The 24,664-nt window shown below is 62.4% G+C and carries 23 protein-coding genes; 8 read left to right on the top strand and 15 right to left on the bottom strand.

Translation table 11 applies throughout. From position 1 onward, the window contains the following. Positions 1-88: 88 nt before the first annotated feature. Positions 89-1,309, bottom strand: coding sequence for an alanine racemase (locus tag NKH80_RS11635; RefSeq protein WP_254819010.1), 1,221 nt, complete (start codon positions 1,307-1,309; stop codon positions 89-91). Positions 1,310-1,534: 225 nt separating this feature from the next. Here NKH80_RS11635 and NKH80_RS11630 point away from each other — a divergent pair, with 225 nt between their 5' ends. Further along, positions 1,535-2,452: a DMT family transporter gene (locus NKH80_RS11630; RefSeq protein WP_352505579.1), complete on the top strand. Its 918-nt coding sequence runs from the start codon at positions 1,535-1,537 to the stop codon at positions 2,450-2,452. A 461-nt stretch (positions 2,453-2,913) separates the two neighbouring features. On the opposite strand, the gene metF is transcribed toward NKH80_RS11630, so the two are convergent. Beyond that, on the bottom strand, positions 2,914-3,831 hold the full coding sequence (metF, locus tag NKH80_RS11625) for a methylenetetrahydrofolate reductase [NAD(P)H] (RefSeq protein WP_254819012.1): 918 nt from the start codon (positions 3,829-3,831) through the stop codon (positions 2,914-2,916). Further along, positions 3,831-4,853, bottom strand: a complete 1,023-nt coding sequence (locus NKH80_RS11620) for an ArsR/SmtB family transcription factor (protein WP_352991645.1) — start codon at positions 4,851-4,853, stop codon at positions 3,831-3,833. The genes metF and NKH80_RS11620 overlap by 1 nt, the downstream gene beginning before the upstream one ends. Positions 4,854-4,992: 139 nt before the next feature. Here NKH80_RS11620 and tsaA point away from each other — a divergent pair, with 139 nt between their 5' ends. Next, positions 4,993-5,517 (top strand): tRNA (N6-threonylcarbamoyladenosine(37)-N6)-methyltransferase TrmO, encoded by a 525-nt coding sequence (gene tsaA, locus NKH80_RS11615; protein ID WP_352991643.1) that lies wholly within the window; start codon positions 4,993-4,995, stop codon positions 5,515-5,517. Continuing rightward, complete coding sequence (locus tag NKH80_RS11610; RefSeq protein WP_352991641.1) at positions 5,514-5,825, top strand: DUF2293 domain-containing protein; 312 nt, start codon at positions 5,514-5,516, stop codon at positions 5,823-5,825. Before tsaA ends, NKH80_RS11610 begins: the two co-directional genes overlap by 4 nt. A 382-nt stretch (positions 5,826-6,207) precedes the next feature. On the opposite strand, the gene NKH80_RS11605 is transcribed toward NKH80_RS11610, so the two are convergent. The 3 genes from NKH80_RS11605 to tam all read right to left on the bottom strand — a co-directional run bounded on the left by NKH80_RS11605 (position 6,208) and on the right by tam (position 9,034). Further along, on the bottom strand, positions 6,208-6,825 hold the full coding sequence (locus NKH80_RS11605) for an MOSC domain-containing protein (protein ID WP_352991638.1): 618 nt from the start codon (positions 6,823-6,825) through the stop codon (positions 6,208-6,210). A gap of 140 nt (positions 6,826-6,965) precedes the next feature. After that, complete coding sequence (locus tag NKH80_RS11600) at positions 6,966-8,087, bottom strand: beta-ketoacyl-ACP synthase III (RefSeq protein WP_352991743.1); 1,122 nt, start codon at positions 8,085-8,087, stop codon at positions 6,966-6,968. 128 nt (positions 8,088-8,215) lie between these two features. Further along, entirely contained in the window at positions 8,216-9,034 is an 819-nt protein-coding gene (gene tam, locus NKH80_RS11595) for a trans-aconitate 2-methyltransferase (RefSeq protein WP_352991636.1), read from the bottom strand. Between the two features lie 58 nt (positions 9,035-9,092). Between tam and NKH80_RS11590 the strand changes: the two genes are divergently transcribed. Then, entirely contained in the window at positions 9,093-9,860 is a 768-nt protein-coding gene (locus NKH80_RS11590) for a DpnI domain-containing protein (protein ID WP_352808118.1), read from the top strand. 341 nt (positions 9,861-10,201) lie between these two features. Here NKH80_RS11590 and ettA read toward each other — a convergent pair whose 3' ends face one another. Beyond that, positions 10,202-11,851 (bottom strand): energy-dependent translational throttle protein EttA, encoded by a 1,650-nt coding sequence (ettA, locus tag NKH80_RS11585; protein ID WP_352991634.1) that lies wholly within the window; start codon positions 11,849-11,851, stop codon positions 10,202-10,204. 344 nt (positions 11,852-12,195) lie between these two features. Here ettA and NKH80_RS11580 point away from each other — a divergent pair, with 344 nt between their 5' ends. After that, positions 12,196-13,491 carry a GGDEF domain-containing protein gene (locus NKH80_RS11580; protein ID WP_352505573.1) on the top strand — a complete coding sequence of 432 codons (1,296 nt, stop codon included), beginning with the start codon at positions 12,196-12,198 and terminating at the stop codon, positions 13,489-13,491. 27 nt (positions 13,492-13,518) lie between these two features. Here the strand turns inward: NKH80_RS11580 and NKH80_RS11575 are convergent, their stop codons facing one another. The 4 genes from NKH80_RS11575 to NKH80_RS11560 form a co-directional block, all read right to left on the bottom strand. Further along, positions 13,519-14,133, bottom strand: a complete 615-nt coding sequence (locus NKH80_RS11575; protein WP_352505572.1) for a hypothetical protein — start codon at positions 14,131-14,133, stop codon at positions 13,519-13,521. Positions 14,134-14,207: 74 nt separating this feature from the next. Further along, the gene (locus NKH80_RS11570; RefSeq protein ID WP_352505571.1) at positions 14,208-15,221 is read right to left on the bottom strand and encodes a ribonuclease T2; all 1,014 of its coding nucleotides are present in this window, start codon (positions 15,219-15,221) and stop codon (positions 14,208-14,210) included. Positions 15,222-15,340: 119 nt separating this feature from the next. Continuing rightward, entirely contained in the window at positions 15,341-15,790 is a 450-nt protein-coding gene (locus NKH80_RS11565; protein ID WP_352505570.1) for a MarR family winged helix-turn-helix transcriptional regulator, read from the bottom strand. Then, positions 15,787-16,572 carry an alpha/beta fold hydrolase gene (locus NKH80_RS11560; protein ID WP_352505569.1) on the bottom strand — a complete coding sequence of 262 codons (786 nt, stop codon included), beginning with the start codon at positions 16,570-16,572 and terminating at the stop codon, positions 15,787-15,789. Before NKH80_RS11560 ends, NKH80_RS11565 begins: the two co-directional genes overlap by 4 nt. 265 nt (positions 16,573-16,837) lie before the next feature. On the opposite strand from NKH80_RS11560, the gene NKH80_RS11555 reads away from it, so the two are divergent. The 3 genes from NKH80_RS11555 to NKH80_RS11545 all read left to right on the top strand — a co-directional run bounded on the left by NKH80_RS11555 (position 16,838) and on the right by NKH80_RS11545 (position 20,673). Beyond that, positions 16,838-17,773, top strand: a complete 936-nt coding sequence (locus NKH80_RS11555) for an alpha/beta fold hydrolase (protein WP_352505568.1) — start codon at positions 16,838-16,840, stop codon at positions 17,771-17,773. A gap of 78 nt (positions 17,774-17,851) precedes the next feature. Next, positions 17,852-19,027, top strand: coding sequence for a CaiB/BaiF CoA transferase family protein (locus tag NKH80_RS11550; RefSeq protein ID WP_352991632.1), 1,176 nt, complete (start codon positions 17,852-17,854; stop codon positions 19,025-19,027). Continuing rightward, positions 19,024-20,673: a thiamine pyrophosphate-binding protein gene (locus NKH80_RS11545; RefSeq protein WP_352823308.1), complete on the top strand. Its 1,650-nt coding sequence runs from the start codon at positions 19,024-19,026 to the stop codon at positions 20,671-20,673. The genes NKH80_RS11550 and NKH80_RS11545 overlap by 4 nt, the downstream gene beginning before the upstream one ends. Positions 20,674-20,742: 69 nt before the next feature. Here the strand turns inward: NKH80_RS11545 and NKH80_RS11540 are convergent, their stop codons facing one another. From NKH80_RS11540 to NKH80_RS11525, 4 genes are all read right to left on the bottom strand, one after another. Continuing rightward, positions 20,743-21,195 carry a CHRD domain-containing protein gene (locus NKH80_RS11540; RefSeq protein ID WP_254819028.1) on the bottom strand — a complete coding sequence of 151 codons (453 nt, stop codon included), beginning with the start codon at positions 21,193-21,195 and terminating at the stop codon, positions 20,743-20,745. A gap of 147 nt (positions 21,196-21,342) precedes the next feature. Beyond that, complete coding sequence (locus NKH80_RS11535) at positions 21,343-22,314, bottom strand: ABC transporter substrate-binding protein (RefSeq protein ID WP_254819029.1); 972 nt, start codon at positions 22,312-22,314, stop codon at positions 21,343-21,345. 40 nt (positions 22,315-22,354) lie between these two features. Beyond that, positions 22,355-23,491 (bottom strand): ABC transporter permease, encoded by a 1,137-nt coding sequence (locus tag NKH80_RS11530; RefSeq protein WP_352740440.1) that lies wholly within the window; start codon positions 23,489-23,491, stop codon positions 22,355-22,357. Then, a complete protein-coding gene (locus NKH80_RS11525) occupies positions 23,488-24,366 on the bottom strand; it encodes an ABC transporter permease (protein ID WP_254819031.1) in 879 nt (292 codons plus the stop codon). Before NKH80_RS11525 ends, NKH80_RS11530 begins: the two co-directional genes overlap by 4 nt. Between the last annotated feature and the right edge of the window lie 298 nt (positions 24,367-24,664).

Below are 24,664 nucleotides of genomic sequence, written 5' to 3'. Positions count from 1 at the left end.
CGGGGGGTGAAGGGTGAAGGGTGAAGGGTGAAGGGGGACGATTCACCGAAGCGGACGGAACGCAAGAACTGCTTCCATTCACCATTAACTAATCCGCCATCGTCTCCAGGCTGGCAAACCCCTGCGGTGCATCGCCTTCGTCGAATGGCGTCGCCACCTCGACGAAAGTATCGGGATAGAAGCCGTTGAACCGTGTCCGGAGCGACAGCGAATAGGCGCCGATATGGCCGATCTCGATCCAGTCACCGGTATCGACGGTTTCGGGCAGCCAGAACGGCCGCGACAGTATATCGACGGAATCGCAGGTCGCGCCACAGACCTTGAACGGCACGATGGTCTTGTCCTCGCCATTGCGCGAGCGGATCGCCGGATCGGGGATGAAGCGTGCCGGCAGCGTGATCTTGCCGGTCCATGAATCCGACAGCGACGCCCAGATGCCGTCATTGATGTAGAGCCTTTTGCCCTTGCGCAGCAGCACGCGCACGATCAGCGACAGGCAGCGCGCCACGATCACCCGGCCGGGCTCGGCCACCAGCTGCATCTGGTCGAATTGGTACTCCTGGAGGTCGCCCGACAGCCGCGACATGATCTGGCCGAGCGACGGCATTTCCGGCTTGCGGCTGTTCGGATCATGACCGTATTCGGCGGGAAAGCCGCCGCCGACATCGAGCCCGGCAATGTCGAAGCCGACGCGGTTGCGCACCCAGTCGGCGGAGGCCAGCGCCCGCTCGTAGGTGTCGGGATCCTCGATCTGGCTGCCGACGTGAAAGCACAGCCCGACCTTGTAGCCGGTTCGGTTCAGCCGTTCGGCCAGTTCGACCGCATTGGCCGGTCCGGCGCCGAACTTCTTCGACAGTTCGTAGGCCGCCGAGCCTTTCGTCTGGATGCGCACGAACACGGTGATGGCGCCCGGATCGATGTCGAGAGCCCGCACCACCCTGGTCAGCTTGGTGATCTCGTCCTCATGGTCGAGCGAAATGACGCGAATGGCGTATTTTTCCAGCGCCAGCCTGATGTCCGACTGCGCCTTCACCGGGTGCATGTAGAGCATCTCGGCGTCCGGCGAGACGGCGCGCACGGCGGCGAATTCGCCGGGCGAGGCCACATCAAAGGCGCTGACGCCGGCCTCGACCAGCGCGTTGAGCACGATCTGCTCGCCATTGGTCTTGACCGCATAGGCGGTCTTGCCGGGAAACATGCCCATGAACTGTTTGGCGTCCGCCTTCAGCACCTGCGGGCGGAAGCAATAGATCGGATCGTCCGGGCGAAGCGCCAGCGCTGCCTCGCGGGCATTTTCGAATCGCTGCATGGACGAATCCCTTGACTGAGGCTGCGCACAATTAATCCAAGCTAGCGGCTAATGAAAACAATTCTATGTCTCGCCGCCCTGGCTTCGCGGCGCTACGCCGTTCTGTGCGCCGGTTATGAGCGAGCTAGGCCATCACTCAGGTTTCGGGTGGCCCTTGCCGCCGGACCGGTAGAGCGTGAACAGATGCCTGAAGAGAGCAAGGCATCTCGTCTGGGAGGACGACCAATGGCGATAGCTGCCACCACCACGATGCGCGGGCCGATGGTGCTCAAGGACTGGGCCCAGCTTCTGCTGCTCGGCGCCATCTGGGGCGGTTCGTTCTTCTTTGCCCGCATTGCGGTGTCGGAACTCCCTCCGCTGGTGCTGGTGCTGTTTCGCGTCGCCATCGCGGCGACCGCGTTGCAGCTCTACCTTGCGGTTCGCGGTCCGTCGTTTCGCCTCGCCTTGCCGCATGCCGGACTGTTTTTCCTGCTGGCGCTCGCCAACAATGTCATCCCTTTCTCGCTGATCTTTGCCGGCCAGACCGAGCTCGGCGCCGGTGTCGCCTCGGTGCTTAATTCGACCACGCCGTTCTGGACGCTGATCCTCGCCAACGCCCTGACCAGCGACGAAAAACTGTCGTGGAACAAGCTTGCCGGCATCGCCCTCGGTATCGCGGGGACGGCGGTGATGATCGGTCCTGGCCTTGTCGCCGGGCTCGGCGGGCCGGTCTGGGCGAAATTCGCGCTCATCGGTGCCTCGGTCTCCTATGCGGTTGCGCTGATGATCGCCCGCCGCTTCAAGGGTGTGCCGTCACCGGTCATTGCCGCCGGACAATTGACCTGCTCGACCATCATCATGATCCCGGTCGTTCTGTTCACCTATGACGCTGCCACTCTGTTTTCGGCCTCGCCGCCGGTATGGGCGGCGGTGCTGGCGCTGGCGCTGCTGTCGACCGCCTTCGCCTACATCCTCTATTTCAACCTCGTCGCCTCGGCCGGCGCCACCAACGCCTCGCTGGTCACGCTCATCGTGCCGGCCAGTGCCATCCTGCTCGGCTTGCTGTTCCTGGGCGAGCGGCTCGAACTGTTCGAATTGGCGGGCATGGCGCTGATTGCGCTCGGCCTCGTCACCATCGACGGTCGCTTGTTCGGGCGGCGTTAGAGCATGTTCCCCAACTCTCAGCTCGAAATCGATTCCGATTTCCGCCGCGGTAGCGCTGCCATTCTCGTTGCTGCCCCGGCTTCGCCACAAATTATTCACAGGTCCAACGCCGGCTTTTGACCAAGAGTTTCAATACCTAACGGCAAACGGCAGGTCGCAAATTCCACAATCTCGTCGCATTGCAGCAAAGTTTCTGCTTGCCTGTGGCACAAATGACCCTAGACTCTCGCCATAGCTCTTAAGAGGAGGCTATGACATGGGACTGACGAGGCCGATCAACGCATTGATGATTTGTGCTGCGTTTGCATTCATCGGCGCCCTCATTATGGGCGTCCTTCCATAAGGCCGCTGAGCGGGGGAAGACCAGCACCGAATATTACAAACCATTGAAAAGGCCGGGCATTTTGCCCGGCCTTTTGCATTCCCCCGATCTTTGACATTTCAAAAAGGAGCTTGCCTCCTTACGCCGCGGCGGATCCCGCCGCCTCGACTTCGTGCGACCTGATGCCGATCATGTGGCAGATGGCGAAGACCAGATCGGCCCGGTTCATCGTGTAGAAGTGGAAATCGCCGACGCCGCGCTCGACAAGGTCCAGCACCTGCTCGGCGGCCACGGCAGATGCCACCAGCGCATGCGTTTGCGGATCGTTCTGCAGCCCATCGAAACGCTCGGCCAGCCATGCCGGCACCAAGGCGCCGCACCGCGCCGAGAAGTTGGCGACCTGGGTGAAATTGTGCACCGGCAATATGCCCGGCACGATCGGTATGTAGATGCCGGCCCGCCGTGCCCGCTCGACATAGCGCTCATAGAGATCGTTGTCGAAGAAGAACTGGGTGATCGCCCGCGTCGCCCCGTTGTCGGCCTTGCGCTTCAGCATGTCGAAATCGGTGGCGAAATCCGGACTCTCCGGATGTTTTTCCGGATAGGCCGAGACCGATATGTCGAAATCGCCGGCGCCCTTCAGCGCATCGACCAGTTCGGCGCCATTGGCATAGCCTTCCGGATGCGGCCGGTAAGCCGCGCCGACGCCCTCGGCCGGATCGCCGCGCAGGGCGACGAAACGCTTGACCCCCATATCGGCGAACTCCCGGATCACCGCATCGACCTCGTGGCGCGCCGCGTCGACACAGGTCATGTGCGCCGCCGGCGTCAGCGACGTTTCGTTGAGGATGCGCTTGACGGTGCGGGCCGTGCGCTCGCGGGTCGAACCACCGGCGCCATAGGTGACCGAGACGAATTTCGGCTTGAGCGGCTCCAGCCGGGTGACCGTGTCCCACAGCCTTGCTTCCATCTCGTCGTTTTTCGGCGGAAAGAACTCGAACGACACCCTGACCTTGTCGCCGATGTCGGGACGGCGGGAGAAGCGGAACTGGTTCATCAGGCGGTTTCCCCTATCGGATACGCATTGGCCGGTTGTCTGTCGTTGGAAGGCTCGGCAATCAGCATGCGCCGATCGCGGCCGAGCCAGAGTTTGACGGTGAGCTTGGCCTCGTTGCCACCGCGCGGTTCGAATTCCTGGCTGTCCTCAAGATCGAGGCCGGCCTCGGAAAACCAGTCGGCGATTTGCCGGTCGGAAAAGCCGAGGCGCATATGCGCGTGCTCCTCGCGCAAGAACTCCAGCGTGTGCGGCGCGAAATCGACGATCACCAGCCGGCCGGCCGGGCGCAACAGACGCGCCGCCTCTCGGATGGCGCGGGCAGGATCGTCGAGATAGTGCAGCACCTGATGGATGGTAACGAGATCGAAGGCGTCGCGTTCGACCGGCGGCGCGAAAATGTCGCCCTGCCGCACCTGCGCATTCGAAACGCCGGCCTTGTCGAGATTGGCGCGCGCCACGGTCAGCATTTCGCGCGACATGTCGATGCCGATACCGCGCCGATAGAGCGGCGAAAAGATCTCGAGCAGTCGTCCGGTGCCGGTGCCGAGATCGAGCATCGAGTGGAACGGCCGCTTGCCGACGAGCTTGATGAGAGCTGCTTCGACGGCGCGGTCCGGCACATGCAGCGAGCGGATATGGTCCCAGCTTGCGGCGTTGACCGAGAAATATTCGGCAGCCCGGTCCTGCCGTTTGCGCTTGACCGCGGCCAGCCGTTCGAGATCACGCTCGACCTGCGGATCGGCGCCGCGGATGCCGGAGACCAGCCTGAGCACAAAATCGCGCGAGGTGTCGGAATCCGAAAGCCGGAAGAAAGCCCACGAGCCCTCCTGGTAGCGGCCGATCAGCCCTGCCTCCAGCAGCAATTTCAAATGCCGCGAGACGCGCGGCTGCGACTGGCCGAGGATTTCGGTGAGATCTGAAACGGTCAGATCGCCGCGCGACAGCAGCGCCAATATACGCAGCCGGCTGGATTCGGCAGCCGCCTTCAATGTATCTACCATCGTGTCGAGAGCGACATGCATGCGAGCATTCTCTTTGAAAAGATATAAACATATGTTTATGTCGGTTTTGATAGGCTTGCAAGCGCTATGTCGCTTCCGGACAAGAAAATGACGCATGCGCAGCGGATCGCGCAAAGCCGGATGCATCGAGGCGAGGCCCATGTTCGAAACGCGCAGCGGCGAAAAGCTCCTGGAAACCGACCCGGCAACGATGCCGCCGGATGGCCATGTCGTCTTCATCGGCCGCATCGCTTCGCCTTGGATCACGCGGGAGACTTGCCCCAAAAACATGAAGGCCGCGCGGGAGACGGGACAGCCGGCGCACTTGGTCATCGACCCGCTTTATCGTGAGGGCCTGCTTGGGCTGGAACGCGCCAGCCACGTGATCGTCCTGTCCTGGCTGCACCATGCGCCGCGGCAACTGATTATCCAGAAACCCCGCCATGCCATGGAGCCGAAAGGCGTCTTTTCGCTGCGCTCCCCTGCCCGGCCGAACCCAATTGGGCTGCATGTCGCCAGGCTGGTTGCCGTCGATATCGATACCGGCCGCATCGATCTCGATGCCATCGACGTGCTCGACGGCACGCCGGTCATCGACATCAAGCCCTACTTCGCCTCGACCGATGCCTTCGCCGCGGCGACCATGGCCGGGCGGGACCAGTTGTCCAGATCGGACGGGCAGTGAGCGCCCCGACCGGCCGCCGCCGCGCCATCGCCAAGGCACTGACAGCGCTCGTGCCGCTGGCGCCCTATGCCGACATGGAAAAGATCCGTGCCGATGCCGGCGCCGTGCACATGAAGACCTTGCCACCGAGCATTGCGGTGTGGCTGGCGACGATAGCGCATATTCGCCATGCCCATACCGACTACGAAAAGCTGCTGGCCGAAGGCTATGACCGCGATTCCGCGCGCTTCTTCGTCATCGAGCAAACCAACATCGTGCTCACCCGCTGGCGTGCCACCCGTCTGCTCGATGATGAGGACGAGGAATAGAGCGATGGCAGACACACGCGTCGAGTTCTACGGCGCCCCCCTCTGTCCTGCCGGACATCTCCCCCTCAAGGAGGGAGATTGGCCGTCATCGTCGCTTTCGCCAATTTTCGAAGGGATGCAGGAAAAGTGCGATCCCCGAAGCTGCCAATCTCCCCACTTGAGGGGGAGATGTCCGGCAGGACAGAGGGGGGGCGCTGTCCCGCCGACGTGAGGCCGGCAACATCGGAACTTCAAAGCCAGAAACAAAAAACCGCCTCGGGGGCGGGTCGTCGGCGCCAATTAGCACCATACCGAACCTAGTAGCATAGCTGCCGGCACAAAGCAAGAACAAAATACGCAGCGCGCGGCTTTGACTGGCTTTGCCGCCTTGCCTGGCAAACAATCAGTCCCGGTAAATCCACTGCTCCGGCACGCGCACCGAAATCTCCTCGCCGGCAGTGATCGTGCCGGACTTCTCGACCCAGGCGACGAGCCCGCGCAACCGCTTCGCCGCTTTCGGGAACAGCAGCGCGCCGGCTTCGACGTCGGCCATCCCGGCATGCTCGGCGACCGACCTGCCCGCGATCCGGCAAGGCCCGTTCTGCGCGTCGACCTTGACGGTTGCGCCGCCTTTGAAGAACAGCAGCGTGCCGGACGGCAGCATCGAGAGGTGCGGCAGGCCTTCGATCAGGAGGTTGGCGCCGATCCATTCCGGCTTGATCGCGGCGATGCCCATCCGTTCGGCGACGATTGCCAGTTCGTCCGCTGCCACGATCGACAATTGCCGTTCGTTGCGCATCTCGGTGCCGCGCGGATACCAGGGTTCCCGCCCGCCGGAGCGCCGCGTCGTGCCGGCGTGGAAATCGCCGTCGATGCCGTCGAAGCCGAGTTGCAACTTATCCATTGCCCGTGTCTCGAAATGATCGAACGGTGCGAGGTAAAGCTCTGCCACCCTGGCGGCGAGTTTTCGCGCGGGCACGATCTCGACCGGAGTTTCGGCTTCGGGAAAAAGATCCAGCATGGGTTCGTGCCTCACGTGATACGCGCAATTAGCCGCGGTCAGCTTATCAGGTCCAGTCGAAAGCGCTGATGCTCCGATCAAGCGGACTGATGCGATTTGCCAGGCGCGCTCCGATGCCGGTGCCGTCCGCGCCGAAATAGTCAGAGCATGCGCAACAGCGCGCCGCCGATCGAGTAGCCGGCGCCGAACGCGCAGAGCAGGCCGTAGTCGCCGGCCTTCATGTCGGCATGGTTCTCCGACAGGGCGATGATGGCGCCGGCGGCGGCGGTGTTGCCGAGGCGCTCCAGCACCATCGGCGCGCGGTCATGGTCGACCTCATGACCGAAGGATAATTTCAGGATCATGGCGTTCATCCGCGCATTGGCCTGATGCAGCCAGAAGCGCCGGATCGCTTGCGGCGTCAGCCCGTGCTCGGCCAGGAACTCGACGATGAATTTGTGGCCGGCAACGGTGACTTCCTTGAACACCTTGTTGCCGATCTGCTTGATCAGATTGCCTTCCAGATCGATCATGTACGGATCGTCCTGGGTGGCGCGGGTATAATAACCGAGATTGGTGCGGATGCTGTTCGACATCTGCGTCCAGGTACGCGTATCCAGCACCTCGAATCGGCCCGGCCGCTTCTCGCCCTGGGCGAGCCCTTCGAGGACCATCGACACGGAAGCGTCGCCAAAGATGAAATGCGTCTGCCGGTCGCGAAAATTGAGATGGCCGGTGATGATCTCCGGCGTTGACACCAGCACGCGTTTGTGCGCCCCTGCCCGCACCAGGTTGACGGCGATGTGCAACGCGGCCGCCGCCGACGAGCAGCCAAGCCCCATGTCGAAACCGGCGCCTTTCGTGCCCAGTGCCTGCTGCATTTCGATGGCAATCGCCGGATAGGGCCGCTGATGGTGCGAGGCCGAGCAGATCACCAGGTCGATATCCCCTGGCTTCAGCCCGGCATGATCGAGCGCCTTGCTGGCCGAGGCGATGCCGAACTCGGCCTCCAGCGACAGCGCATCGTCGGGCCGCGCCGGGAAGCGCGGCGCCATACGGGTCGGGTCGAGGATGCCCTCCCGTTCGATGACATGGCGGGTCTGGACGCCCGAGGCATGGACGATGAAGGCACTGTCCGATTTCTGCAGCAGCGGCTCGCCGGACACCTCGCGGCGGACGTTCTCCATGTCCACCCAGCTGTTGAAGCTGGCGACGAGTTCCTCATTGGTGATCGAAGCCTCGGGGATTTCAACGCCGATGCCGCTGATGATGACGCGATGCATTTTCAGTTCGTCCCGTGCGCAGGCGTTGCGGCTCATGTCGGCGCCGCAAAAAGCTCGGCGCAACCTCTTTTGCACCTAGCCAGTTTATGCCGGCTTAAATCAAGTCCCTGGAAACGGTCTAAAAGTTCCTAAGCAGCGCGCCCCGCCACGATGAAGAGACGAGGAAAGCGCAGCAACACCTTGCCGCTTGCCGTTTTCGGATAGGCTTCGTTGATCCTGGCCGTGTAGCGCTTCAGGAAAAGCTGCCGCTCGTTTTCGTCGAGAGGATCGAGGAACGGCTTCAGCCCCGTCGACTTCACCCACTCGACGATCGCCTCGGCGTCGGCCAGCGGATGGTTGTAAATCGTGTGCCAGATATCGAGCCGGTCCGAGAACGGCGACAGAAGATCGTAATAGAACGAGACGGGCGGCAGCGGCGCGCGAGCCGCGCGCTCGAGCTTTTCGGAGAACGGCATCTCGGCCGCCGTCTCGCGCATCAGCCGGTGCGAGGGCTCAGCCATGTTGTCCGGCATCTGCACGGCAAGCGCGCCGCCGGGCGCCAAAAATCCCATCAGCCGCTGGAAGACTGCCGGATGCTCCGGCAGCCACTGGAACACCGCATTGGCAAAGATCACGTCGACGGGTTCGGTCGGCTGCCACGCCGCCGCATCCGCCAGCGCAAAGCTGACGCCGGGCAGACGCACTTTGGCCTTCTCGATCATGTCGGGCGAGGTATCGAAGCCGCTGATTTGCGCCTGCGGCCAGCGCGCGACCAGCAATTCGGTCGAATTGCCCGGTCCGCAGCCAATGTCGACCACCCGGCGCGGTTCTGGCACCGGCACCTGCGCAACGAGATCGCGCGCCGGCCGCGTGCGCTCATCCTCGAATTTCAGGTAGAGGGCGGCGGACCAGTCTTTTCCTGTTTTGAAAGTTAACTTTCCGCCCCGTGAATCTTTCTGTGCCGTCATAACGACTCGCCGCCATGCGTTGATTGACGTTCACGCATATTGCGTAGACCCTTTGACCATGAAAATGGGATTCCAAGAGACTCAAGCAGCATACGACAGCGGTTCGCAAAGCGCGAGAATCTGGACGGAGCGGTGGGCGTCAGAATGGCTATACTGCCCCAACTGCGGGAATTCGCGCCTGACGCAGTTTCCGGCAAATCTCCCTGTTGCCGATTTTTACTGCGATAAGTGCGATGATCAATACGAACTAAAAAGCGCAAAGAAACCGTTCGGCAGAAAACTCGCCAATGGTGCGTATAGCAGAAAAATCGAGCGGCTGAATTCGTCAACGAATCCCAACTTTTTTCTACTCAAATACGATTTTAACCAGCGACTGGTGGAGTCCGTCTGCGTTATCCCAAAACATTTTTTCACGCCAGCAATCGTAGAACGCAGGACGCCGCTCTCCCAAGCAGCACGCCGCGCCGGCTGGATTGGTTCGAATATCCTTCTTAGCCGGGTCCCTGAAGCGGGAAGAATCCACCTTGTCAGAAACGGTGTGATCACCTCGAAAGAAGAAGTTTTGGCAGCTTGGAAGCGAACTGTGTTCCTACGCGATGCGCCCCACGACACCAGGGGATGGCTCGTTGAGGTCATGCGATGTATCGAGTCGATCGGCACAGACGAATTTGACATCGACCAGGCCTACGCATTTGAGCCACAGTTGGCTCTCCTTTACCCGAACAACCAGAATATTAGACCTAAAATCCGTCAACAACTTCAGTTTCTTCGCGACAAGGGATATCTTAGGTTCCTGTCCCGTGGTCGATATCAGGTAGCGCGATAACGCAGGTGATCTACGTCAGATCGTTTTTAGTCAGGTCTAAGAATGGCTTGGTATCTCAACAACTACAGATGTTATAAATGTCACAGGTATTGGGCTACTGATTGGTCCTGCGCCTGTGACGACGAGTGTCCATATTGCCAAGCGCGCAATGCGACAGCCATCGATAGCGTCGATCTGACCAACATTGTGGTTCAAGAGAACGACGCGTTTATAGTCCTTAACTCGCCACCGACGGCAGAACACCACCCCGACTACCGGGAAGTTGCGCGGTTCTCTTCAGCCAAACTCGCCGAGGACTTCATAGAGACACTCGACAGAGAATTCTAAACGAGGCGCACGGACTACCTGGTCAGCCGCTTATACGTCATGCGGTGCGGGTTGACGGCTTCCGGCCCGAGCCGGCGGATCTTGTCCTGCTCGTAATCCTCGAAATTGCCTTCGAACCATTCGACATGGCTGTCGCCCTCGAAGGCGAGGATGTGCGTCGCCAGACGATCGAGGAACATGCGATCGTGAGAGATGATAACGGCGCAGCCGGCGAAGTTTTCTAGCGCGTCTTCGAGTGCGGCCAGCGTTTCGGTATCGAGATCGTTGGTCGGTTCGTCGAGCAGCAGCACATTGCCGCCGGTCTTCAGCATCTTGGCCAGATGCACGCGGTTGCGCTGGCCGCCGGACAGGTTGCCGACCTTCTGCTGCTGATCGCCGCCGCGAAAGTTGAACGACGCACAATAGGCGCGGGTGTTGGCCTCGAACTTGCCGAGCTTGACCACTTCGGCGCCGCCCGAGATCTCTTCCCATACGGTCTTGGCCGGGTCGAGTGCGTCGCGGCTCTGGTCGACATAACCGAGCTTGACCGTCTCGCCGACGCGAATGGTGCCGGCGTCCGGCTTTTCCTGGCCGGTGATCATGCGGAACAGCGTCGTCTTGCCGGCGCCGTTCGGGCCGATGACGCCGACGATGCCGCCCGGCGGCAGCTTGAATTCGAGGTCGTCGATCAAAAGCGTGTCGCCAAAGCCCTTCGACAGGCCCTCGACCTCGATCACCACGTTGCCGAGCCGCTCGCCATGCGGAATGACGATCTGCGTGTCGCTCGGACGCCGCTTGTCGGCTGCATCCAGCAGATCCTGGAAGGCCTGGATACGGGCCTTCGACTTGGTCTGCCGGGCTTTCGGACTGGACTGGATCCACTCGCGCTCGCGGCCGATCGCCCGCTGGCGGGCATCGTCCTCGCGGCCTTCCTGCTTGAGCCGCTTGGCCTTGGCTTCGAGGTATTTGGTGTAGTTGCCTTCGTATGGGATACCGCGGCCGCGATCGAGCTCGAGGATCCAGCCGGTGACATTGTCGAGGAAGTAGCGGTCGTGGGTGATGATCATCACCGCGCCGGGATAGGCGCGCAGATGCTTTTCCAGCCACGCCGTCGTCTCGGCGTCGAGATGGTTGGTCGGCTCGTCGAGCAGCAGCAAATCGGGCTGTCGCAGCAGCAACTGGCAGAGCGCGACACGGCGGCGCTCGCCGCCCGACAGCTTGGTGACATCGGCCTCCTTGGGCGGACAGCCGAGCGCTTCCATCGCCATCTCGACCTGCTGTTCGAGATCCCAGAGGTTGAGCCGGTCCATCTCGTCCTGCAGCTTGGCCGACTCGTCCGCCGTCTCGTCGGAATAGTTCATCATCAATTCGTTGTAGCGCTCGATGATGGCGGTCTTGGCGGCGACGCCTTCCATGACGTTTTCGAACACGTTCTTGTTCGGATCGAGCGCCGGCTCCTGCGCCAGGTAACCGACGGTAGCACCCTCGGCCAGCCAGGCCTCGCCGCTCCACTCCTTGTCGATGCCGGCCATGATCTTGAGGATCGTCGACTTGCCGGCGCCGTTGGGGCCGAGGATGCCGATCTTGGCGTCCGGGTAGAAGGACAGATGGATGTTCTCGAGCACCTTCTTGGTGCCGTAGGCCTTGTTGAGGCCGGCCATGTGATAGATGAACTGGCGTGCCACGCGCGCTTTCCCTGAAAAGTCGACTGATGTCGGATTGGATGGAAGTTGGGGGCTATGTAAGCGATGCGGCCCCGAACGGCAAACAGTTTTGGCCCTAAAGCAATTCCAGGAAAAATGTGAAACGGTTTTCCGTCCGGAATTGCGTCAAAACAAAAAAGATGGAGCGGTTCAGCGGTTCCGTGAAACGATGACCCGCTCCAGGCGGATTTGGTCGCAGCCGCAAACGCTTAGCCGCTTCATTTCGTGCCGGCGCCCAGGCGAAAGCTCCGGTTAATCATTCCGCGTCAAACAATGTTGGATGGGAAATCGCTGGCCGCCGCGATTTCGGGGAGAGAGATCGGGCCGTGTTGAACAGTTTCCTGCTTTTTGCCGAAGCGGTTCTCTATTTCGGCATCATGGTCACGCTTTTCCGGTTCAGGGGCCGCATCGGCCTCGGCGTCTTTGTTTGCGCCCTTGGCGTCATGCATTTCCTGGAAACCTATCTCGCCAGCGTCTTCTACGTCGCGCTGCCGTTCGGCATGGTATCGCCGGGCTCGGCTGTGCTGTTTTCCGGCAAGCTGGTCATGCTTCTGTTGCTCTACATCAAGGAGGACGCGGCGACCGTCCGCCAGCCGATCTACGGCCTGCTGCTCGGCAATGGCCTGATGATCGGGCTCGTGCTGATCCTGCGCCTGCACGACATCGCACCGCTGCCCGACGGCAAGCTTCCCGACATCGGCTTCATCGACGAGATGGGCTGGCTGATGGTGTGGGGCACGACGCTGCTGTTCGTCGACGCCATCCTGATCATCCTGCTCTATGAAAAGCTCGGCAAATATCTGCGCAAGGCGCTTTTCACCCGCATCCTGGTCTCCGTTGCGTGCGTGCTCACCTTCGACCAGGCAGGTTTTTTCACGGCGCTGCATTTCGTCACCGGTGCGCCGGTCGCCGTGTTTTTCGGCGGCTGGTTCGCCAAGATGGCAGCGGCCTTGGTCTACAGCACCATGCTGGTCGCCTATATCAGGTGGTTCGAGGCGCGGCAGGTGCCGGCGCCGCGCGGGCTTTCCGACATTTTCGACACGCTGACCTATCGCGAGCGCTATGAGGCGCTGGTCGAGCATGTCGGTCGCGACGGCCTCACCGGCCTGCTCCACAGGGGGCGCTTCGACAGCGACGGCGAGGCCGCCGTGGCCACCAGCCTGCGGACCGCCAGGCCGCTCAGCCTGCTGATCATCGATGTCGACCACTTCAAATCGATCAACGACCGCTTCGGCCACGCCGAGGGCGACAGGGTGCTGAAAGCCCTGGCAATTTTGCTTGGCGAACTTGTCGGGACCGACGATCAATTGTTCAGGATCGGCGGCGAGGAATTCGCCATCCTCGGCTGGCGTCCGCAGCCGCTCGCCAGACTGCTGGGCGAGACCGTCAGGCAAGCGGTCAAGACGTCCGCGAGCACCAGCCGGTTCGACATTACCGTCAGCGCCGGCATCTCGACGGTCAGCGAGACGACCCGTTGCCTTGCCGATCTCTTCGCGCTGGCCGACCAGCGTCTCTACAAGGCCAAATCCACGGGACGCGATCGCGTTGTCGGCGAACCGGGCGGCAACGAAGCAGACGGGCGCAACACATGGACCAGGCCGGAGCGCAGCGCCGGCGCGTAACGCTACCCTGGCCTGCGATTGGCTCAATCAGGGTTGTTTGCGCCGCTGCCATGCGCCGATCGCAACCGAAACCGCCATCAGCGCGATCGCCAGCCATTTCAACGCGGTAATAATCGGGCCGGCTTCGATGTCGTAGGCAATGAACAGAAGAATGCCCGGTACCAGCAGGCCGCAGAGCACGAGCGTGATCCGGTTGATCTGCCATGACACTTTTGCCGCAAGCGCCTGATCGCCGGGCACGGCGACAAGTGCGGCCCGCATTGCCTTCGGCGCCACCAGCGCGGTCGAAAGACGCAGCGAGATAGGCAGGCCGATGCCGATGATCAGCAAGGCGCATGCCGCCAGGAGCAGCGAAAACTTGAGCGCATTGGTTTCGGCCGGTAGCGGGAACAGCAGCGCCGCCAGCGGCAGGAAGATACAGAATATCCCGAACGCGGCGATGGCGATGAAGATCGCCGCGTTGACCAGCGTGAACAATTGGTACGTGCCGCCGTCGACGGGTTTGGCGAGCGTGGCCATGCGCGCCCACTCCACTTCGGTGTAGGAAAAGCCCGGCCACTCCATATGGCCGTCGCGGGTCGCCGTCATGCCCTTGGCCCAGAACGCCAACCGCGCCAGCGCGCCGCTCGTCACGCCACTCATCGCCACCCCCTGCGAATGATACCCCCCGGGATCATACCATCCCCGGTGCAAAGCGACAGTCGCGTACGGCCTGTTTACTGGAACCCGACGGCATCGACCGCGCCCTTCGGGCAGCCGGCCTTGGCTGTAGGCGCCGAGGCAAGCAGCAGGGCACCGAGCGAAGCGTTGGAAGCGATCGGGCCGGTCAGGCCGAGCGTCAGCTCGCCGATCAGCCGCCTGCCGTTCGAGGGATCGACCACGCAGGAAACGCGGACCCGGTCGCCCGCGCCTTTGCCGAAGGTAACGTCGAAGGTGCTGCGGATCTGATCGGATGTCAGTTGCTTGCCGATGTTCTTGATGAAGAGATCGCGCACCGGCGAAGCGTTCACCGCGCGCATCAGGTTCAAGGCGTCGGAGAAATACTCCTGCTGGCTCTTGCCGTAGCAGGTGCCGTGCTTGATCCACTCGTGCCTTTCGAGTGCGGACGCGGTGCCGGGCATCACCTGGTCGAGTTCCGATCGCGTTTTCGGGTCGAGGGTGACCGGCGGCAAATCCCGCCAGTGTGCCGGATCGTCGTTCGCCTTGTCGCTTGCCGCGACCTGGCAATAGAAATTTCCGTTCGGCTGCGGCCACAATCCATGCAAGGTGAAGTGGGTCGCATCGAAACCGGCGGCGGTCTGCGCCCGGCATTCGGTCTTGCTGGATTTGGTCTCGCAGAAAGCCGGCTGCCAGCTCAGCGCGAAGACATATTCCGGCTTTCCGGACGCCGATGGCTTGTTCGGCTCGGCAGGCGCCGGTGCAGCCGGCATCGTCGACGCGCTGTCGCCCGAAACATGACCGCAGCTGATCTTGACCCAGCGGCGCTCCGGATCGGCGCCCGGCACGCGAATGAGATAGTGCGTGGGCGCGTCCTTGTTGCCGGCCAGCAGATCATAACTCTGACCAGCCGCGGTCGAGACATTGCCGGGATTCTTGGCGCTCTTGATCGCCTGCGTTGCCGGACAGGCGGCATCGGCGACGAAAGAGCCGGTCATCTTCACATCGGCCCGCGCCGCGCTTGCGCCAGCAAACGCAAGAAACACCGTCCCCCATATCGCCCAAATCCGCATTCCGGCACTCCTCGTGATTCACGCCGCAAGCTAGAAACTTGCGACATGTCAGAATTACGATTTCTTTCGCCGGCCGTAAAAACAATCGCCAGCGCATTGAGAGGCTCCCGCGTGGTCGATCAGGATCCGCCCGCCTCCACCCGTTCCGTCAGGGTGCGCAGCAGATCAAGCGAGGCTTTCAGCGCGTCGGCGTCCATACCCTCCGAAATGCGGTTCGCCCAAACATGCTGGCGTGTGCCGATATTCTTGACCGCTGCCCGGCCGGCATCGGTTATCGACAACAGCTTGGCGCGGCGATGCGCCGGGTTGTCGGCGTAGACGGCAAGCCCCTCCGCAGCCAGTATGTCGGCCAGCCGCTGTACACTCTGACGGGCGAGACCCATGTCGCGGGCGATGTCGGCCACAGATTTCGGCTCCTTCAAAACTGCACCCAAAACCTGCCAGCGCGCTGCCGTCAGCCCGGTTGGAGCGGCCAGCCGGTCGGCCGCGTCCAGAAGACTGCCGTTCATCCTGAACACGGCAAGCACCAGTTCGGTGAGCACATTTGCCGCTTCGGTCCTGGTCGTCATTTCTGGCCGGCCTCGATGGTCGCGACGAAATTATTAACGGCTTCGGCTACGACCTCGGGCTTGTCAAGCATCACCCAATGGCCGCTGCCCGCCACGATCTGGCGCGGAATGTCCGTGCGCAGCCGGTGGAGCGCGGCTGGAGTGTCACTGGCCTCGGTAGCCAAAACGAACATAGGCCCGCGATACGCATCGAGTGCCGGCTCCGGGTTCCATTCGGCCAGCGCCTTGCCGACACCTGCCCTCGCCGCCGGATCGACCACTGCCGCATCGGCCAGAACACGCTGGCGAACAGCCGCGTTAGGGCCGGCAATCGACGTGTAATAGGCGTTCAGGACATCACGGCCTTGCGGACCGGCCAGATCGCGGACAAAGCCGTCACGAATCGCCTGCGGCAGCGCACGAGGATCGGTCGCCGGGTCGACGAGCAAGACACCGGCGACCCGGTCGGCATGGCTGGCGGCATAAGCGAGCGCCACGCCACCGCCGCCGCTGTGCGCGACAATGAGAAACCGCTTCAGGCCAAACGCGTCGGCCACGGCACCGACATCCATTGCACGACCGTCATAACCGTAGTCACCGTCCTGCGCCGGCGCGGAGGCGCCATGACCGCGAAAATCGAAGGCTACCGCCTCGCGGCCTTCGACGGAGAGCTGCATCACGCGGTCCCAGTGGGAAGCGCGGCTGCAATCTCCATGCAGGAACATGATCGGCAGGCCATTGCCGGCCTTGATCCTGTAAGTGGCAAGCTGGCCTTGCGGGCCTGGAACAGTGGACGTCATCATGGTCATCTCCCTGGTTTCCTGACTGAAAGCAGCAATCCCTGACAACAGGGTGGCCGTCGTGAAGGCGAAGCCCGCCAGCAAGATTGCACGCCGCGAAATGGCCCCGGTGGTTTTCACAGTCATACCGCCAATCTGCCGCTGACCATTTGACAGTATGCTGTCATGCAATCACATTGACAGCATGCTGTCAATTACGTCGAATGGGCACCTACGTCCCTTGACGTCGATCGCTGCGTCGCCCAACAGTCGCCGACGGGAGCGAGACATGCCATTTGACAAGCAGAGGATGCTGGCATCGCCGACGGGCGCCGAGCTCAACCTTTATGTGAAACACGCCAGCGGCCAACCGCACGCCATTGTCCAGATCAATCACGGGCTGGCCGAGCACGCGGCGCGCTATGCCCGCTTCGCCGATTTCCTCGGCGAGCGCGGCTACCAGGTCTACGCGCACGACCACCGTGGCCACGGCGCCACCAAGGCGCCCGATGCGCCACCGGGCAGGTTCGCCGATGCGGATGGCGGTGCCAAGGTCATCGCCGATGTCGCCGCCGTCCATGATCTCATCGCCAGGGAACAACCTGGCCTGCCGGTCATCGTCTTCGGTCACTCCTTGGGCGCGTCGGTCGCGCTGAACTTTGTCCTCCGCCACTCGCCACGCATCCATGCCGCCGCGATCTGGAACGGCAATTTCTCGGCCGGACTGCTCGGCCAAATCGCGCTGGGCGTGCTTGCCTGGGAAAGGTTCCGGCTTGGCTCAGACGTCCCGTCGCGCATGCTGCCCCGGCTGACGTTCCGGGCCTGGGGCAAGGCAGTGCCCGATCGCCGGACGCCATTCGACTGGCTGTCGCGCGATGCCGCCGAAGTCGAGAAATACATCGCCGACCCGCTCTGCGGCTGGGACGCATCGGTGTCGATGTGGCAGGACATCGTCAAGATGACGCTGCATTGCGGCAGCGACCGCAATTTTTCCGGCGTGCGGCGCGACCTGTTCGTCAATCTGGTCGGAGGCGAGCAAGATCGGGCCTCGGACAGCGGCAAGGCGGTCAGCCATCTTGCCGGCCGGATGCACATGATGGGTTTTTCGAATCTCGTTTCAAAGGTTTACGCCAAAACTCGCCATGAAAGCCTGAACGAGATCAACCGAGACGTCATCATGGAGGATTTTGCCGCCTGGGCCGACCGCGTGCTGAGGGCACAGTGATACTGGCCCATTGCAAGGGCCGTGACAGCGGCGCGCGGGATTGATAGAGGCTGCGCTTTCGACCAACCATGGTGATCCATGACTGAGCCGCCGCTCAAAGGCATCCGCGTCATCGAACTCGCACGCATCCTTGCCGGGCCATGGGCCGGGCAGCTGCTTGCCGACCTCGGCGCCGACGTGATCAAGGTCGAGAGCCCGGACGGCGGCGACGACACCCGCAAATGGGGACCGCCCTTCGTCATCGGCCATGACGGCGAGAACCTTTCAGCCGCTTATTACCATTCCTGCAACCGCGGCAAGCGCTCCATCGCTATTGACTTCTCGACGCCCGAGGGTGCCGAGACGGTGCGCCGGCTGGTCGCGACATCGGATGTGCTGATCGAAAACTTCAAGGTCGGCGGACTGAAGAAATACGGCCTCGATTATGACAGCCTGAGGAAAATCAACCCACGGCTGATCTATTGCTCGATCACCGGTTTTGGCCAGTCGGGGCCGTACGCGCCGCGCGCCGGCTATGATTTCATCATCCAGGGCATGGCCGGCATGATGTCGATCACCGGCGAAGCCGGGCGCGAACCGCAAAAGGCGGGCGTCGCTATATCGGATGTTTTCACCGGGCTTTATTCGGTCATCGCCATCCAGGCGGCGCTTCCCCATGCCGAGAAGACGGGCGAAGGCCAGCATATCGACATGGCGCTCTACGACACCCAGATCTCGACGCTCGGCAACCAGAACCTCAACTACCTCGTCTCCGGACAGTCGCCGGTGCAGATGGGCAATGCGCATATGAACATCGCGCCCTACGAAGTGGTGCCGGTGAAAAATGGCCACATCATCCTGGCGGTCGGCAATGACGGCCAGTTCGCAAAGTTCTGCGCTGCCGTCGGCCTCGACGAGCTGGCGTCGAATCCTGACTTCGCCACCAATCCCGCCCGCGTCGCCAACCGGGCAAAGCTGCGCGAGCACATGATAGAGGCGCTGAAGGCCTTCGATCGCGATCCGCTGCTGGCCAGGCTCGAAGCCGCTGGGGTTCCTGCCAGCCCGATCAATAACATCGGCCAGATGTTTGCCGACCCGCAGACCATAGCGCGCGGCATGCGGCTCGACCTCGATGACGGCCATGGCAATCTCTTGCCCTCGGTGCGGGCGCCGATGGTCATGTCCGGCACGCCGCTGGTCTATGAACGTCCGTCACCGCGTCTCGGCGAACACACCGAAGAAATCCTTGCCGAACTGGAGAGGTCAGGAAAATGAAGACCGGCGGACAACTCATCGTCGATGCGCTCGAAGCCAACGGAACGGACCGTATCTATTGCGTGCCCGGCGAATCCTATCTGGCGGTGCTCGACGCGCTGCACGACTCGCCGATCCGCACCATCGTCTGCCGCCAGGAGGGCGGTGCCGCGATGATGGCCGACTGCCACGGCCGCCTGACCGGCAAGCCCGGCATCTGCTTCGTCACCCGCGGCCCAGGCGCCACCAATGCCTCGGCCGGCATCCACATCGCGATGCAGGATTCGGTCCCCCTGATCCTGTTCATTGGCCAGGTCGCCAGCCACGCCAAGGGGCGCGAGGCTTTTCAGGAAGTCGACTACGTCAGGTTCTTCGGTGATATCGCCAAATGGGTGGTCGAGATCGACGACGCCGCACGCATCCCCGAATTTGTCACGCGGGCCTTTTCGGTGGCGACCTCCGGCCGGCCCGGCCCGGTCGTCATCTCGCTGCCCGAGGACATGCTGACCAGCCTCGCCGAGGCACCGCAAGCCCGGCATTACACCCCTGTCGAGACGCGGCCCGGCGAAGTCGAGCTCGACGCGCTGGAAGTGTTGCTCAACAAGGCAAAGCAGCCCTTCGTCATCCTTGGCGGTACGCGCTGGGATGCGCAGGCTGTTGCCCAGATGCGGACGATAGCCGAAGCCTGGTCGCTGCCGGTCGGCTGCTCCTTCCGCCGCCAGATGCTGTTCGACCATCTCCACCCGAATTATGCCGGCGATGTCGGCATCGGCATCAACCCCAAGGTAGCAACCGCCATCAAGCAGGCCGACCTCGTGCTGCTCATCGGCGGCCGTATGGGCGAGATGCCGTCATCCGACTACACGCTGCTGAAGAGCCCCTACCCCGACCAGACGCTGGTCCATGTCCATGCCGACGCCGGCGAGCTTGGTCGCGTCTACCGGCCGGCGCTGGCGATCAATGCCTCGCCTGCCGCTTTCGTCGAAGCCTTTGCCCGGAGCAAGCCGGCTGCAACGCCGGTGTGGGCGGCTGAGGCAGCGAAGCTGCATTCCGCCTATCTCGACTGGTCAACGCCTCCGGAGAGCGGCCCCGGCGCCGTCCAGATGGGGCCGATCATGAATTATCTCGAAACGATACTGCCGGACGACGCCATCCTCACCAACGGTGCCGGCAACTACGCCACCTGGGTGCATCGTTACCATCGCTTCCGGCGTTTCGGCACGCAGGCAGCACCCACATCCGGCTCGATGGGCTACGGCACGCCGGCGGCGGTCGCCGCCAAGCAGCTCTATCCGGATCGCGACGTGATCGCCTTTGCCGGTGACGGTTGTTTCCTGATGAACGGCCAGGAATTCGCCACCGCCGTGCAATACGCACTGCCGATCATCGTCATCGTCGTCAACAACGGCATCTACGGCACGATCCGGATGCACCAGGAGCGCGAATATCCCGGCCGTGTCGTCGCCACGGATCTGAAGAATCCCGACTTCGCGGCGCTCGCGCGTGCCTATGGCGGTCATGGCGAAACAGTCGAGAAGACCGCCGACTTCGCGCCGGCCTTCGAACGCGCCCGCGCGAGCGGCAAACCGTCGATCGTCGAGATCAGGCTCGATCCCGAGGCAATCACGCCGACGCGGACCATGACCCAGATACGGGACAGGGCCTAAGCGCCAAAGGGATAGGTCGAATTCCCTTCCCAAACTTCAACAGGTTGATACAGCGCTATGATCGCTGCGCTACATCGTCGATGGCGCCTTTTCGATCTGCCCGCGGATCTCGCCATCCGCGTGGGCCGCGGTGTGGATGTTGACGTAGTACTTGCCCGCCTCCAAATCGGTCGCCTGGGCATCGGTCAACGTCGCCGAGCCCTTGATCGGGCTCCTCAGCTTGCCTTCGAACGGTATCACCGGGTCGGCGTTTTCGCCCTTTGCCGCCGGGCCGTGAATGTGTGCGGCCTTCGCCGGCCCGCTGAGGCCGGAATATCTCACTGTCCAGCTGAGTTTCTTGGTTGTGGTGTTGAACCTGAGCGTGGCGGTGCCCTTGCCCTTCGTTGTGACGGGCGGGCTCTGCTGAGCACCATCGAGCGTCGCAGTCATCTTTATGGTTTCGGCCAGGGCCGGTGAAGCAGAGAAGATGGCTGCAGAAATGGCCAGCGCCGAAAGCATCGGCGTGAAGGACTGGATGCGCATGGAAACCTCCGTTGTGACACCCTTGAGGCGGATGCACCGGCACAACGATTTTGCGAGCGGATGTTTCCGCCGGTAACGTTCATTTTACATCCCACTAAAAAGGGGCGGTCGCCCGCCCCTTTTCCGCTACAAGCCAGTTTGACAGCCCTATTTGATGGCCTTGTCGGTGATCGCCGTCGTGTAGGCGCCGGTAGGCTCCTTGCTGATGATCTTCTGGTCGAGCAGCGCCTTGGCGGTGCGCTCGTAGGTCGCCGGATCGAGCTTGCCATCGGCATTGTCGATCAGCTTGGCGACTTCGCCCATCATGCGTTTCTGGTGATTCTCGTCCTGGCCGCCATTGTCCATGACGATGCCGGCCGCTTCGTCGGAATTGTCGACGGCGTATTTCCAACCCTTCATCGAAGCGCGCACGAAACGCACCATCTTGTCCTCGAAGGCCGGATCCTTGAGCTTGTCCTCCAGGGCATAGAGCCCGTCTTCGAGCAGATCGTTGCCCATGGCGGAATAGTTGAAGACGGTCAGCTCTTCCGGCTTGTAGCCGGCGTCGATGAGCTGCCAGTACTCGTTATAGGTCATCACCGAAATGCAATCCGCCTGCTTCTGGATCAGCGGCTGCACGTCAAAGCTCTGCTTGAGCACGGTGACGCCGTCCGGCCCGCCATCGGTCTTGAGGCCAAGCTTGTTCATCCAGGCATAGAACGGATACTCGTTGCCGAAGAACCAGACGCCGAGCGTGTGGCCCTTGAAGTCGGCTTCTGTCTTGACCGGCCCGTCCTTCGGGCAGACCAGCTCCATACCGGCTTTCTTGAACGGCTGGGCGATGTTGACCAGCGGCACGCCCTTTTCGCGGGCAGCCAGCGCGCCGCCCATCCAGTCGACGATAACGTCGGCACCGCCGCCGGCGATGACCTGCTCCGGCGCAATATCAGGACCGCCGGGCTTGATCTCGACGTCGAGGCCTTCGGCCTCATAGAAGCCCTTGTCCTTGGCGACATAATAGCCGGCAAACTGGGCCTGCGTGACCCATTTCAGCTGCAGCGTCACCTTGTCCGCGGCCATCGCCTGGAACGCGGCAAGCGACATCGCGCCGGCCAGCATCGAAACAACTAGTCTTTTCATGTTTTTACCCTCTGAAGTTAGCGCCCTAAACCCACCGCCCCTATCCACCACGGACAGAGGGATGCCAAAACGTGATTGCTCTCTCGAAAAAAGCGACCACGCCATAAAAGACCGAACCCGCAAGTGCTGCAACTGCGATTTCGGCCCACACCATGTCGATGTTCATCCGGCCGACTTCCGTCGAAATGCGGAACCCCATGCCGACCACCGGGGTGCCGAAGAACTCGGCGACGATGGCGCCGATCAGCGCCAGCGTCGAATTGATCTTCAACGCATTGAAGATGAAGGGCGCGGCCGCCGGCAGCCGCAGCTTGAACAGCGTCTGCCAATAGCTCGAGGCATAGGTGCGCATCAGGTCGCGCTCCATATGGCCGGAGGCGGCAAGCCCGGCGACGGTGTTCACCAGCATCGGGAAGAAGGTCATGATGATGACCACCGCTGCCTTCGACTGCCAGTCGAAGCCGAACCACATGACCATGATCGGCGCGACGCCGATGATCGGCAGCGCCGATACCATATTGCCGATCGGCAAAAGCCCGCGCCGCAGGAACGGCACGCGGTCGGCGGCGATGGCAACGAGGAAGCCGGCGCTGCTCCCCACCACATAGCCGAAGATGACCGCCTTGAAGATGGTCTGCCTGACATCGGCCCCCAGCACCGGCAGCGAGCCGACGATGCGGGCACCGATGGCGCTTGGCGGCGGCAGCAGGATGAAGGGAATGCCGGCACCACGCGTCACCGCTTCCCAGATGATCAGGATCCAGGCGCCGAAGATGGCCGGAATGATCAGGCGCAGGGCGGTTGACGCCCAGCGCGATATCGGGCGAAACGACGACAAGACCGTGACGCAGCGCCAGGCCAAAAACCACGCGGCGGCGAGCAGCAGATAGAAGGATGCGCGAGCGCTGCCCTCATTGCCGGTTATGCCGGCGAGCAGCATCCACGCCGCGCCATGCGCGCCAAGGAACAGCAACATCACCCCGATCATCGGTGGAAAGTTGTCGGCCTCGATTGCCACGAGCAGCAGAATGAAAATCGAAAGCGTAGTCGCCATGCCGTAACCGGGCGTAGCACTGACGAGCGGCAAAACAAGCAGCGCGCCGACAAACAGGACAAGCGCGGCATACCCCTGCCAGGATCGAGGCGTGATTGAGGAAAGGCTCAGGAGCGAGCTCATGCCGGCCTCCCGCCCATGGCGCGGTCGACAAGGCGCCCGGCAATGCCGACCAGCATAACCAGCAGCGCCGCGACCACCGACCCGGCAACCAGCGCCGACCAGATGTCGATGGTCTGGCTGTAATAGGCACCGGCGAGCAGTTTGGCGCCGATGCCGGCGACGGCGCCGGTCGGCAGCTCGCCGACGATGGCGCCGACCAGGCTGGCGGCCACCGCCACCTTCATCGAGGTGAACAGGAACGGCACCGAGGCCGGCACCCGCAATTTCCAGAAGGTCTGCGAAGGACTGGCATTATAGGTGTGCATCAGGTCGAGATGGGTAAGCTCGGGCGAGCGAAGCCCCTTCACCATGCCGACCGCCACCGGGAAGAAGGACAGATAGGTCGAGATCAGTGCCTTCGGGATCAGCCCGGTGATGCCGACAGCCGCCAGCACAACGATGATCATCGGTGCCACCGCCAGGATCGGAATGGTCTGCGACGCGATGATCCACGGCATCAGGCTGCGGTCGAGCGTCGCCACATGCACGATGCCGACGGCGATGACGATGCCGAGCGCCGTGCCGAAGGCAAAGCCGAGCAGCGTCGACGACAGCGTCACCCAGGCATTGTAGACAAGGCTGCGGTTCGAGGTGATGCTGCGCAGAAAGGTGTTTTCGAAAAAATTCACTGCCACCTGATGCGGCGCCGGCAGCGTCGGCTTCGGCTGCGCCAGCGTCTTGCCGATGAATTCCACAATACCCGGTGTCTGATTGGCGCGGCGGTCGAGATCGCGCTGGAACGGCGTGTTGAGGATGACAGCCATAACGTACCAGACGACGACGACGCCCAGGAGGATCGAGGTCACCGGAACGATCTTGTCGCGAAACGAGTCCATTCTAGCAGGCCTCGCCGGGTAAGCGCCCTCCTCTCCCCAACGGGGAGAGGGTGGCTGGAGCGAAGCGGAGGCCGGGCACTTTCGCCCCGGCATTCGTTTCTTTCGAAGGGCGGAGCAGCCGCGAAGCGGCGTGCGTAAAGGGCGCCCCCAACCACCCCTTCGTCATCCTAGGGCGCAGCGAGGAGCGAAGCGACGCGGCGCAGACCCAAGGATCCATTCCGTTACCTTCCCGTTCCGAAGCGGTGCTGAAAATAGCTCCCTCTCTGGAAGGAACGGCGCTTGCGCTGGCTTGCCCGGC

The sequence above is a fragment of the Mesorhizobium sp. M0904 genome (assembly GCF_040319475.1).
GTDB lineage: Bacteria > Pseudomonadota > Alphaproteobacteria > Rhizobiales > Rhizobiaceae > Mesorhizobium.
The sequence above is the reverse complement of the archived record's forward strand: the minus strand, read 5'-3'. Positions and strand labels throughout refer to the sequence as shown.